The sequence below is a fragment of the Thalassoroseus sp. genome, assembly GCF_984380535.1.
Map to the genome: position 1 here is coordinate 179350 of NZ_CFHRBF010000001.1, position 13680 is coordinate 193029.

Consider the following 13680-nt stretch of genomic DNA (forward strand, 5'->3'; position numbering starts at 1 on the left):
GGTAGAGAATCTCACAGATTATTAGATGCTACTGCGATCTTAACAACATCAATTTTTCAGGAACGCTTTGTTGATCGGCGGCGTCAGCGACGAAAATCCATTGGTAGCTGCTCCAAACTTCCTGCAAAACCTGGTCAAAAGTCCTTGTCGCAAAGCGTCGGACGCCGAATCATAAACTGTCTCCTCTGGTTTTCGAATTGCACGTCCCGGTTTCGAATCGTTACTCTAAGAGTACGTTTGCCGACTATCCACGTCCTGCCCGAGCCGACCTGACCAAAAGACCACACCCATGCTACTTGCCCGTTGGCTGGAAAAACTGACGACGAAAAGGTTCGGCGAATCGACGTGGGCGTCTCCGAAACCAAGGGTCAGGAAGTTCGATGTCCGGTTCCTCGAACATCTCGAGGACCGCACGATGCTGTCCGCACTGACGGTGAGTACCGTAAGTGACAATACCAATGCCGATGCGGTTTTATCCCTCCGCGAAGCGATCGCACTTGTTAATCACGGCGGAGACGCGAACGTGGCTCTAGGGCGATCTCTCACAGCACAAGAATCGCTGCGAATCAATACAAGTCAACCGTTCGGCACGAATGACACGATTGAATTCATCCCTCAATTGGCAGGATCGTCAATTGACCTGCAGTCACAAAACTCTGGAAGCCGCCAATTTGTGATCTTGCGCGATGTTCAAATCAACGGCCTCGACGCAGATCGGCTGACTATCGACGGGCAGGGCAGTTCTCAGATTTTCCATATTACCGGCGATATCGACGTCAGCATACACGGGCTGACACTGACTCGTGGGCGTGGAAACAATGGTGGTGCAATCACCATTGATAATGGCCGGCTGGAACTTCGATCGGTCGCAATTACCGATAGTACCGCGACTGGCGACGGCGGGGGAATTTTCAACGATTCCGGAACTCTACTGATATTCGACTCGACAGTCGCCAACAATTCCGCGACGAGTGGCGGTGGCATTACGAACATCAATGGCATTGTATTCGTGGCCAACACGACACTGTCAGGAAACGCAGCCATGGCGTCCGGTGGCGGACTTCGCACCGGTGGACCATCGACAATTGTCAACTCGACCTTCGCCAATAACGAGGCGGACAGCAATGCTGACCAGAACGGCCGCGGCGGCGGAATGTCGGTTGCCACCGGAACAAACGTTCAAGTCCTCAACACATTGTTTGTGAACAATCTTCGAACAGATGGCAGCGCCCCCGAAGATATTCATGGAAATGTCCAAGCGTCGAGTTCCAATAATCTTATCAGTACCCCACTTTTCGCCGGTGGATTGTTGCACGGAACGAATTCCAACCAAATTGGTGACGGAGCCGGTGGTGTTCTGGACGCGGCGAATGTTATTGACAAAACACTTCGCGACAACGGCGGTCCGACGGCGACACATGCCTTGCCATTAGCCAGCCCCGCCGTGAATGCTGGTAGCAATCTCGCCGCCGCCAGCACGGGTTTGACGCTCGATCAACGCGGCGACGGATTCACTCGCATCGTCCAAGGAGCCGTCGATATCGGTGCGTTCGAACTGCAGTCGCTTGCCAATCTGTCAATCGCCGCATTTGGATCCGGCAACCAGGCCGAAGGCAATCCGGGGAGCACCACGCCTTTCGAATTTACTGTGACACGTACCGCTAATCTCCTGGGAGTGACCACCGTCGACTATGCCGTCTCTGGTGGGACAGCGATCCCGAGAGATTTCAAAGACGCCGCATTTCCCCGAGGTACAGTGACATTTCTGGCAGGAGAAACCCAGAAGTCGATCACCATTCCCGTTGAAGGGGACAACATCGTCGAAGCCGACGAAACGTTCTTCGTCAATTTGATCAACGCATCTCCTGGCAGCCAAATTATCGGCGGGCAATCTCAAGCGACGATCATCAATGACGACTCGGCCAGCGTGACGATCGGCGACGCGACTGCCATCGAAGGCGGCTCTCTTCTATTCCAGGTCAGGCTCGATTCCGCAGTCGAAGGCGGTTTGAACGTCGATTTCCGCACAATCCCGGGCACTGCACAAGATCAATCGTCGAATCAGCCAGACTATGTACTCCAGGCGGGAACACTGAATTTTCTCGGGACCGCCGGGGAACTTCGCACGATCTCCGTGCCCACAACCGACGACAGCCGCGTTGAGACCGACGAAAACTTTCTCGTCGAATTGTTCCGATTTACCCCTGGAAGTGGTGGTGTTCCCGGTGGTGGCGGAATCATTCAATCGACTCCGAACGCGACTGGAACGATTCAGGATAATGATACTGCCGACCTGGAATTTACGGCCTTGAACGTGAGTCGCCAGGAAGGCACGGGCGGGGCAACCACGGAATTCACGTTTGCCGTCACGCTTCAGCAAGAAGTCGCCGGCGGGTTCTCGCTCAGCTACAACACTCACGACGGCACCGCAACCGTTGCTGACGGTGACTATATCGACAACGACGGCACACTCAACTTCGCTGGAACCCAGGGTGAACGACGACTTATCACAGTCCGTGTCAATCAGGACGACAAAGTCGAACAAGACGAGACCTTCTTTGTCTCGCTTGGTGCAGTGACCGGAACCAGTATCGAACTGTCTAAGCTAAGCGTCCCGTCGTTTCGCCTCGCAGCACGTATTTTCAATGATGATGCCGCGACCGTTTCGATCGACGATGTCACGCAAGACGAAAACAACGGCACAATGACCTTCACGGTCCGACTCGATCATCCTGTCGACGTGCCGATCACCAGCGGTGTGTTGTCGATTCACCAGACGACCAATGCGGACGACTTTAGTCTCGTCAACAATTCCGTCACGATTCCCGCCGGAACGCTGAATGGAACCGTGTCCGTGACCATTACTGACGATGAACTCGTCGAGCTTGACGAACGATTCCTCGTGGAATTGGTCAATCTCCAAACCGCCGGCCGAACCGTCATGCTCGGCGATAAACGCGGACTCGGGACGATTCGTAACGATGAAACCGCTCGGATTGCGATTCAAAATGGTTCGAGTGACGAAGATACCGGTGTGTTGACGCTGACCATCGTCACCGATCATCCGATTGATGTTGGGGTTCCCATCACCTATGTCACGACGAACAGCACGGCTTCGTCAAACGACTTCACACCGACCGCTGGAACCGTCGTTCTTCCGGCAGGGCAGTCCACCACCACAATCGCAATTCCGTTAACCGCTGACACCGTTGTTGAACTCGACGAGCAGTTTTTCGTGGACCTACTTACTCTTCAGTCGAGTGACAGGGCAGTCTCGATCGACGGTGCCCGAGCAACCGCGACGATTCTCAATGACGACTCGGCTGCCATCAGCATCACGAACGCTTCGCGTACGGAAAGCACCGGAGAGTTCCCGTTCACGATTCAGCTCGATCGACCAGTTGATGCAGACGTGCAGGTCACATTCGCGACGGAATCGTTCTCAGCTGACACCAGTGATTATGTCCCGGTCACTGGAACAGCAACGATTTCCAAAGGCAACACGTCAACCGCAATTTCCGTAACGACGCTGTCCGACGAACTTGTCGAACGCAACGAACAATTTTATGTCCGACTCTCGAATCTCACCGCCAGCGGGCGAGATGTTGTCATCGGAAACGATCGTGGCATTGGCACAATTCTGAATGACGATACCGCAACGATTACCATTCAAGACGCGGCTGCCGACGAAAATGCCGGCACACTGAATTTTACGCTGACAATCGATCGATTGGTTGACGCGAACATGACCGTCGACTTCGCAACCGCAACGAACACGGCCGCCGCAAGCGATTTCACTGCGACGATGGGAACGGCCACGTTCAACGCGGGTGCCAATTCAACGACGATCACTGTGCCGCTGACTTCCGATTCGCTCGTCGAGTTGGACGAACAGTTCTTCGTCAATCTTTCAAACATTCAGTCCGCTCAGAGAAGTGTCCTCTTTGGCGATAACCAGGCCGTCGGCACGATTCGCAATGATGACCATGCCGAACTCTCGATTCACGACGCGTTCGGTTTCGAAGACGATGGCCCAATCCGTTTTGCGATTTCGCTCAGTCAACCGGTCGACACAGATATTCTTGTGGACCTGGCGACTTCCTTCGATGTGGCCGGCTCGCAAGACTTCAACCCAATCAACCAAACGGTGACAATCCCAGCGGGATCGACAACGACCCCGTTCGATGTTGCCGTGAATGTCGATGACACCGTCGAATTGGACGAGCAGTTTATGGTTCGTCTTTCGAACCTTCAGCCGAACAATCGCAATGTCACACTTGTCGATACCGAAGCCGTCGGCCAAATCATTAATGACGACCTGGCATTAATATCAGTCGACGACGTCCTGCAAGAAGAATCCGCTGAAAGTTTGACTTTCACCATCTCGCTGGACCATACCGTCGATGCCGACGTGTTGATCGACTACGCTACGGTCGCGGATTCTGCAGGTCCTTCGGACTTCACGCCCGTCAGTGGAACCGCCACGATCGCCGCCGGCAATTCGTTTGCAACCGTCACGGTCGCGATCAATGACGATGGGCTGATGGAGTTCGACGAGCAATTCTTGCTGAACCTTTCCAACCCACGTTCGAGCGGGCGAGCGGTTTCCATCGGGGATGCCCAAGGGATTGCGACGATCTTGGGTGCCGGTGCGGACGCCAGATTGTCAATTACGAACATCGCCCAAGACGAAGACGCGGGCCCGATGACATTCACCGTCACGATGGATAGCCCGCTCGATGAAGATGTCAGCGTTAATTTCGCAACGATGTTTGGCACGGCTGGGCCGAGCGACTTCGAAGCCCAAACCGGAACCATCACGATTCTAGCGGGCGAACAAAGCGCGACGATCACCATCGACATTTCGTCCGATTCCACGACCGAAGCCGACGAAGATTTCCGACTGAATCTTAGCCGAATCCAGACCACCAATCGGGCAGTGACATTCGCCAACGCCCAGGCAGTTGGCACGATTCGAAATGATGACATTGCACTCGTCGCAATCCAAGATGCTACGCAAACTGAGAACGATGGTCGCTTGGAGTTCACTGTAACGGTCATCGAGCCGTTGGATGTGGATATTCTCGTCGACTTCACCACCCGCGCCGATACCGCGAACGTCGACGATTATGATCCCACGAACGGAACTCTCGTAATTCCTGCGGGAGCAGCGTCGGCCACGATTCTGGTCAATTTGATCGACGACCAAGTGGTCGAGCTAACCGAACGTTTCGATGTCGTGCTTTCGAATGTGCGTGCGACGAATCGGGCTGTCGCGCTCGCCGACTCGCGAGGTATCGGAACAATTATCAACGACGACCAGGCAACACTGACTATCAGCGACGCAAGTGGAAATGAAGATTCCGGCATGCTGATTTTTGACGTTGCCCTCAGTGCCGTCATCGATGCGGACGTCGAATTTACCTTTGGCACAACGACAGACTCAGCGTTTTCAAACGATTTTACCACCGTTTCAGGAAACCTTCGGTTCAATGCTGGTACGACCACAGCGACAATCCAAGTGCCGTTGCAAGCCGATTCGTTGGTCGAACGTGACGAGATCTTTTTCGTGCAGGGATCGGCCCTCAACCCTGCTGGCAGAGACGTTCGCTGGCTGAAGAATCAAGGCCAAGGAACGATCATCAACGACGACGCTGCCACAATTTCTATCTCTGACCAAACCGGCAATGAAGACTCGGGTTCCCTGATATTTACGGTTGCAATCAGTCAACCCGTCGACACTGATATCTTTTTCAACTTCGCCACAGTCGCCGGTTCGGCGGGCTCGACCGACTATACACCTTCAGCCGGAACAGCCACCATTCCTGCGGGGGAAAACGCCGTCACGCTACCCGTGATTCTCGTCGCAGACAACATCGTTGAACTCGACGAAGACTTCTTCATCCAAATATCGAACTTGCAGGTTAGCGATCGTGCAGTCACGTTGATCGATGACAGCGGACGTGGTGTCATTCAAGATGACGATATTGCGAGTCTCTCGATCCGTGACGTAATCGCCTTCGAAGGCTCTGGTGGCGAACACGCTTTTCAATTCGTTGTGTCACTCGACTCGGCTGTCGACACGCCGTTTCAGGTCGACTTCACGACCTTCGGCGAATCGGCAACCGCGACCGATGGCGACTATCTCATTCCCGCCGACCGCATACTCACGTTTGCAGGAACCGCCGGCGAACAGCAGACATTCGAAGTTATTGTCGTCAGTGACTCCACGCATGAACCCGATGAGTCATTCCGGGTGCAACTCGCCAACCTGCAAGCAAACGGTCGACGAATCGAGATCGCCGTGCCAGAAGCTAGGGGCATCATTCGCAACGACGACTTAGCGACGGGCCAGGCAACGATTGTCGATCAACACATCACGAATTCGTCGATTAATGGAAGTTATCGAGAACTCATTGCAGGGAATTTCGACAACTTCCCCGCCCAACACGGATTTGCCGACGATCTCCTTTTTTGGAATCCCCTGACGGGCGAAAACCGATTGATATTTGGAAACGGGGGCCGACAAGACAACCCGATTCCAATTGGAGCCGTCAATGGAAACGACTTCACACATATTCTCGCGGGAGAATTTAATTCGGCGGCAGGCTCCGACCTGTTCCTATGGAACCCGACGACGGGCCGTAACCGGTTAATTCACACCGTTGCCGTCGAGTTGGGTGAGATCGAAGTGACCATCCAATCCAACATCATCGCCCCTTCCGCGATCAACGGCAACGACTTTCAGCATTTCGTCGCCGGCAACTTCGATGACGGCGGGCTGACGGATTTGTTTTTCTGGAACCCCTCTGACGGACGAAATCGGCTCGCACATCTTCAAACCGGAAGCAACGACAGCGAAACGATCGCAAACATTCAGACCAACGTCGTTGCACCAACTTTGATCAATGGGAACTATCGATCGATCCACGTCGGTCAGTTCATTGCGGAGGGGCCCGAAGAACTACTGTTTTTCAATTTGCAGTCCGGCGAAAATCGACGAGTGTCATTTGATGGCGACGTACTTGGGCAGTCGACCCAATTCGGCGGGTTTCAGTCAGATTTTGTGCCGCCCACCGCATTCAACGGTTCCGAATATCAGCAGATCGAAATCGGAGACTTCAACGGCGACTCTGTTGATGACGTTTTTGCATGGAGTTCGACGACAGGGGCCAACCGCATCGCGCTCTCTAATCTCACCCCAAGTACGTCTACGAACATCGTTGACAGAGTCGTCGATCCCGGTGCGATCAATGGCGATGAGTATGAGCGAGTCGTCCGACTGACCGACGAACTCTTTAGCTCGCCGGAAACCGACGAACTCTTCTTCTGGAATCCAGCAACCGGACGAAACCGCATCGCAGTCATCGTGGATGAGACATCAGTCGGCTGAACTACGAGCCGGTTGGTCCCAAAGCCGATACGGATCGTTCAATCGCTGCTGCTCGGACAACAGCAGGGCTTCCATTTCCTCGAGTTGCTTTCGATACTTCGGGTCATCCGCAAGATTGATTTCTTGAGGAGACGGTTGATATTTCGTCACCTCAACCACTTCCGGTCGATGATGCTCTGCCAGTAACTCGTGCGGATTGTCCGCAAGATTAAACAGTTGGGTCTCTCGTACAGCCCCATCGAGCACATCATACTTAATGAGTTTCCAATCGCCTTTCTTGACGCACCTCATTCCGGGCTTCGTCCCGCCGCAATAGGCACCATAAAGCACGTCGCGAACCGACTCGCGTTCGCCGAACAACACTTCTCGAAAACTCAAACCTTCGTTTGTCGAGGGCGACTCGACACCAGCAAGATCACATAATGTCGCAAGAGTATCTAACAGATAGATATTTCCAGTCACTCGCGATCCTGCTTTGATTCCAGGTCCTTTGACAATGTATGGAACTCGCCAAGCATGTTGGTAGAGATTCTGTTTTCCCATAAGACCATGCCGACCAATCGCGATGCCATGATCCGACGTGTAGATGACATAGGTATTCGCTAGTTCGCCGCTCGCTTCGAGTTTCTTGAGAACTCGATCGATCTGCTGATCGATGAGTTCACTACAGGCGAATTCACGGCCAAGTTCGTTGCGAACAGTGGCTACGTCTCGGTTCTCCCAGACCCCGGAAACCTTGACTTCGTCTCGCAAGTTCGGATGGCCATGATGAAACGGGTGTTTCGGCAGATACATGACCGGCAGTTTCGGCTGCTGAGCGTGAAGCGGCGGACGCTGACTTTGATCAGTGTGATTGACGGCCCCGTATTTTTCCAAGAGTTCAGGAGCTCCATCACGAGTATCATGAGGATGCGAAAAGCCGAAGTAGATCAAAAAAGGATCTTCATTGTTGCTGGCTTTACGTTGGTCGAGATACTCTAAAACTTGATCAGCATGCCACACGCTACTAGTGTCCCGCGTGTCACCTCTTTTCGTGGCATCCTTTCGCACTGTGAATTGTTGATTCGCTGCTTCAAAGCTATTTCCCCGTTTGCAAGTCCTCATCGTATCGTAACCGGCACGATTAAAGACCGCCGGCAACGACTGCGTTGCTAGATATTGAAGCCACCCCTTGCGTCCACGAAATTGCGAATCAGCCGGAGGAGTGCCATTTTGATAGTTCCAGAGCATCCGCCCGGTCATAATCATATGTCGAGACGGCGTACAAACCGCGCCGGACATCGAACCCATGTGATAGGCCTGTTCAAAGACCATTCCATCGCGTGCAAGCTGGTCGATCGTCGGTGTCTGCAATTCAGAACTTGGGTTATAAACTTGCAGATCGAGTGGCGACTGGTCGTCGACGACTATCAATAGAAAGTTCGGTCTTGGTTCCGCGGAACCGTTTTGTGTTGTCAACAAGACGACGAGAAAACTAGTGACCCGAAGAACATCTCGAACACTCATTTTCAACACCTTACTAGAGAGCACTTCTGTAGAGATTCGTATTCAACGTATCTATGAAGTCTGAGAGATTCAATCCTGCTGTTCATTTGGAATTGGACGCCCGTGCGGATCGACGTTCGGCAAGCCTGTTTCCTCGTTGAGTTGCTCGCGAAGTTCCCGGCTTGTGAAATGCTCGAATTTCTCGGCCTTATCGTGAATTCTCTCGTACTCAAAACCGGCATGTGAGACAAGATACTGCTCCCACAGCCGATGGGAACGAATGAGTTCGCGGGCGCGATTCTCTCCAGAAGACGTTAGTTGGTATTTGGAAACGGACTTGTCGATCTGACCACGAAACTGCAGCCACGACAATGCCACTTTCAATTGAGAACTGCGAGCAAACAAGAGGTCCATCAATTCGCTAGCATCTGCTCCCTCGCCAGGCGACTTCTCTTGTAGCCGATACAGAACACCGATCACATCATCCGCCAGGATTTGAAGTGAAAGCATTTGATGCCGAACGAGTTTAACTAGCACGCCATGCTTCGGTGCAAACAGAACCGCCGCCCCCATCATTAGACCGGAAGTTGTCGCCATCACCCCAGTCGTCGTGGTACTACCAAACCCGAACCAGGCAGGTACTAGAATAGCGAGGACGTGTCCAAACACTGCAGATGCGATTGCAATCAACACGCTGAGACCAATCATGATCTGCAAACGGTCTGTCAACAGATACGCCGTCGCAGGCGGAACCACAAACATCGCCACGACAAGAATGTTCCCGACACTTTCGAAACTAGCCACCGAGGTCACCGCGACGAGTGTCATTAGCATATAGTGAATAAGACTCGCGTTAAATCCCGCAGTTGTTGCCAAACTTGGATCAAAGGAGCTGATTTTCAACTCTTTGAAACATAGATAAACAAAGGCAGCATTAACGAGTGTCATACCTCCTAGAACTAGGGCGGCCCGCGGGATTTCGTAGTCAAATAAGAAAACGGTATCAAGTGGGGTCAATTCCAACGCCCCGTACAGAACACAATTCGCGTCTAAGTCAACTCGATCAGCCGTCTGCACAATCATCACGAGTCCGATGGCAAATAGCGAGGTGAACACAACCCCCATCGATGCCCCCTCATCGACCCGTCCCGAATTGCGAATCCATTCGGTCAGAAACGCAGTCAGTACACCGACAATCACAGCACCCACTAACATAGCGCCGCTATTCCGGCTGCCACTCAGAAAAAATGCGGCGGCTAGCCCCGGAAGAATCGCATGCGAGATTGCATCCCCCAACATGCACATCCGACGCAAGACTAGAAAGTTCCCTAGTAAAGTGGCGGATACTGCTGAGAGGACACCAATTACGATAATCCAACCATCAAGAAACCAATCCCAAGCGGCTAAGCCCATAACTAGTTCTCTTCGCTCTCAGGCGTTCGAATGACTGATGATGGTCCGAGAGTGGTCTCCAAGAGGTGAGGACTCCTCGGCAATTGAGGATAGTTCTTGTCGAGCAATGCTTCGAGTTCAATGATGACTTCCGGCTCCAACACATGTTCGATGGCATCAGCTTCGCGGTCGACTCGACTTGCAGCAATATCGGCATGAGTCATGAGATAAAGCTCCCAAAGACGGTGCTGCCGAGTCAGTCGAATTGCTTCACGCATGCCGCGTGGCGTCAGTTGAAGTTTTTTGTTGGCTTCAATGACGAGCCGATCAAACTTGGCACGCAGGATCGTTCGTTGAAGTCGACTTGTAGACCAGCTTCGTTTGGCAAGCAACTCTTCAAAGGTCACAGGTGGGCAGGTTGGAAGTCCCGCCGAAGAAACGCTATCGATATTTCGCTCGGCTAACTCATAAAGACCACGCAAGAGGTGTTGCCGATCAATTGTCTGGTTAAATCGTCTTCGGCGAACCCAACGAATGAGCAGTCCCCGTTTCGTGCCTAGTACAAGACTCAGTCCGAATGCAGTCGAACAGACTAGGACAATCATAGCGCCAGACGGTAACCGGTAATAGACAGCACTAATCGCACCGCCGGCAACCCCTGAGAATGCACCGATCACCCCAGAAATTAGCGTCATCTGCCATAAGGTCTCAGTCCAAAACCTCGCGGCGGCTGCTGGAATAATAAGAATCGCAATCACAAGCACTAGCCCAACTGCCTGCAATCCAACAATACAGATCGTTGTGACAAGCATCATTAGTGCAAGGTCAAGCCACTTCGACGGGATACCTTGCGAGTCGGCAAAACCTTCGTCGAAACACAAGAGCTTGAACTCTTTGAAAAGCAACCCGCATACTATTAGGCAAAAGAGTGCGGCGACGACAATCGTTTGGATATCTTGAATCCCCATCGATGCCGTTTTTCCGTAGATGAACGATTCTAGCCCCGCTGCATTGCCTTTCATCTGCTGCAGTACACCAAAGATGGCTACGCCGACCCCAAAAAAGACACTCAGGACTGCCCCGAGTGCTGCGTCTTCTTTGAGTCGCGTGGAATTCCGAATAATCAGGATACAGCAAAGACCAAGCAAGCCGCTTAGTGTGGCACCACTTAGCAAAATCGCTAAGGACTTGCCTTCGTAGCCCAAGTTGTTTGCAACAACAAACGCAAGTGTAATGCCGGGCCATGTGGAATGACTAAGCGCATCGCCCATCAACGCTCGTTTGCGAAGCAATGTCAGACTGCCGACGACTCCAGCGGCACAGCAAAGTAGCGTCACACCGAACAGCACGATTCGCGTGTTGTAGTCTTTAAGCAATACGAGATGCTGCCAAGCGGCCCCATCAGTACGAGACACCGTCTCTGCCGCCGTGATAGCAGACTCTGTCGTCTCAATACTCTGAGCCCGACAGGACGCTGATCCGACAACAAGTGCGATAACAAAGCAGAGTGTCCGAAGGGACCGACCCGTCATAGTGAACGTTCCCGTTGCCGCATCGCTTCGGAAACCTCTTCCAATAGCGTCAGTCGACCGCCGTATGTTTTTTGGAGATTCTCAGTCGTGAAGGCTTCCTCAACGGTTCCGTGAGCCACAACTCGCATGTTCAGAAGAACGACGTAATCGAAATACTCGGCTACGGTTTGCAAGTCATGATGAATAACCAGCGCCGTTTTACCGCGACTTCGCATTTCGCGAAGCACTTCGACGATGGCCCGTTCCGTCGATGCATCGACTGCAGCGAACGGTTCGTCCATCAGGTAGAGATCGGCGTCTTGAACGAGAGCCCGCGCTAGAAACGTGCGTTGTTGTTGACCGCCGGAAAGTTGGCTTATTTGGCGATTCGCCAAGTCCGCCATACCCACACGGCTCAAAGCATCCATAGCGGCAGTCCGGTGCTTGTTTCGCACACGACGAAACCAACCGACTTCACGGTACAAGCCCATTGTGACGACATCGAGCACGTCGATCGGAAAGTCCCAGTCGACCGATTCTCGTTGCGGCACATAGCCAACTCGGTGACGGTTCTCCGCATAGTCCTCACCGAAGACTTTGATCAACCCAGACGCTCTGGGGATGAGATCCATCACCGCTTTGAGAAGGGTACTCTTACCGGCTCCGTTGGGACCGACAATTCCAACTAGTGAACCGGCGGGAACGTCAAACCCAACGTCCCAGATTACAGGTTTCCGCTGGTAGGCCACCGTTAGGTCGTAAACCGAAAGTGGCGTCTCTTTCGATGAAATCTGACCACCAACTGATGACGCGGTGGATGACGGGTCGTTAGCACTCATGTGCCGTTCTCGGTTTCTGAACTAAGTCGATCTTGCATGCCCCCCGGCGACGCCTGCCCGCCGAGGGCCCGTGCGATCCGAGTTAGATTTGCGTCGAGCATGCCGATATAAGTCCCCTCGTACGTGCCTGCGTTCCCCATCGCGTCCGAGTACAGCATGCCGCCGATCCGAACCTCATGTCCCTTGGACTTCGCCCCTTCGATCAGGGCTTGGATATTCTTCGACGAGACGCTGCTTTCGACGAAAACCGCGGATACTTTTCGATCAACAATGAGTTGCACGAGGTCGTTGACCCGACGTAGACCGGCTTCCGATTCCGTCGACAACCCTTGAACGCCTTCCACCTGAAGATCGTATGCGCGACCAAAGTAATTGAAGGCATCGTGCGACGTAATTAGTATTCGCCGTTCTTCGGGAATCGAACCGATGACCTTGAGTCCGTACTCGTGCAGTGACTGAAGTTGTTCTTGGTACTTTTTCGCGTTGGCATGATAGTCGGCGGCGTGTTTCGGATCGAAGTCAGACAATGCGGTCGCTACCACATCGACCGCTTTCGACCACAACGAAACATCCATCCAAACATGCGGATCACTATGGTCGCGAGAGCCGTCAGGCGAGAGCAAGACGTCTTCATCCAGCCCATCTGTAACTGCCACCACTGGCTTGCGTTTTCCCAAATTCTCAAGGGTGTCCGTCATCTTCCCTTCGAGGTGCAGTCCGTTATATACGATGAGATCGGCTTGCCTCATTTTCTGAACGTCGTCGCGAGTGGGGTTATGCGTGTGCGGATCGATTTCCGCCCCCATAAGCTGTTCCACCAGCACGTGTTCGCCGCCAACGGCCCGCACAATGTCGCCCACCATACCAACGGTCGCGACGATCTGGATCGGATAGTCCCCTGCGAATTCTTTCGGTGACTCCGCCGCGCTGTTTCCAGAATCGCCTTCACGACATCCAGCCAATGCGGTGAGCAGAAAACAAATGACGATCCAGGTTCGGATAAGCACGCGTCGATCCATTTCAGAAAATTTTTAGCGCTGGCTAAACTAGCCACCGCCTG

The 13680-nt window shown here is 53.1% G+C and carries 6 protein-coding genes; 1 reads left to right on the top strand and 5 read right to left on the bottom strand.

Translation table 11 applies throughout. The features are described from left to right. The first annotated feature begins 289 nt into the window (after window positions 1–289). Entirely contained in the window at window positions 290–7393 is a 7104-nt protein-coding gene (locus AC5DDB_RS00650) for a Calx-beta domain-containing protein (RefSeq protein ID WP_491737730.1), read from the top strand. Here the strand turns inward: AC5DDB_RS00650 and AC5DDB_RS00655 are convergent. The 5 genes from AC5DDB_RS00655 to AC5DDB_RS00675 all read right to left on the bottom strand — a co-directional run bounded on the left by AC5DDB_RS00655 (window position 7382) and on the right by AC5DDB_RS00675 (window position 13627). Then, window positions 7382–8899: a sulfatase family protein gene (locus AC5DDB_RS00655; protein ID WP_491737731.1), complete on the bottom strand. Its 1518-nt coding sequence runs from the start codon at window positions 8897–8899 to the stop codon at window positions 7382–7384. The two genes, AC5DDB_RS00650 and AC5DDB_RS00655, sit on opposite strands and share 12 nt — an antisense overlap. A gap of 69 nt (window positions 8900–8968) precedes the next feature. Continuing rightward, window positions 8969–10291, bottom strand: coding sequence for a metal ABC transporter permease (locus AC5DDB_RS00660; protein WP_491737732.1), 1323 nt, complete (start codon window positions 10289–10291; stop codon window positions 8969–8971). Between the two features lie 2 nt (window positions 10292–10293). Then, entirely contained in the window at window positions 10294–11685 is a 1392-nt protein-coding gene (locus AC5DDB_RS00665; protein WP_491737733.1) for a metal ABC transporter permease, read from the bottom strand. A gap of 113 nt (window positions 11686–11798) precedes the next feature. After that, a complete protein-coding gene (locus tag AC5DDB_RS00670) occupies window positions 11799–12620 on the bottom strand; it encodes a metal ABC transporter ATP-binding protein (protein ID WP_491737734.1) in 822 nt (273 codons plus the stop codon). Continuing rightward, window positions 12617–13627 carry a metal ABC transporter solute-binding protein, Zn/Mn family gene (locus tag AC5DDB_RS00675; protein ID WP_491737735.1) on the bottom strand — a complete coding sequence of 337 codons (1011 nt, stop codon included), beginning with the start codon at window positions 13625–13627 and terminating at the stop codon, window positions 12617–12619. The genes AC5DDB_RS00670 and AC5DDB_RS00675 overlap by 4 nt, the downstream gene beginning before the upstream one ends. Window positions 13628–13680 lie beyond the last annotated feature (53 nt).

What these genes read in the sequence shown, in the direction of transcription:
- AC5DDB_RS00650 (WP_491737730.1), top strand. Translation starts at nt 290, where the DNA reads ATGCTACTTGCCCGTTGGCTGGAAAAACTGACGACGAAAAGGTTCGGC.
- AC5DDB_RS00670 (WP_491737734.1), bottom strand. Translation starts at nt 12,620, where the DNA reads ATGAGTGCTAACGACCCGTCATCCACCGCGTCATCAGTTGGTGGTCAG.
- AC5DDB_RS00655 (WP_491737731.1), bottom strand. Translation starts at nt 8,899, where the DNA reads ATGAGTGTTCGAGATGTTCTTCGGGTCACTAGTTTTCTCGTCGTCTTG.
- AC5DDB_RS00660 (WP_491737732.1), bottom strand. Translation starts at nt 10,291, where the DNA reads ATGGGCTTAGCCGCTTGGGATTGGTTTCTTGATGGTTGGATTATCGTA.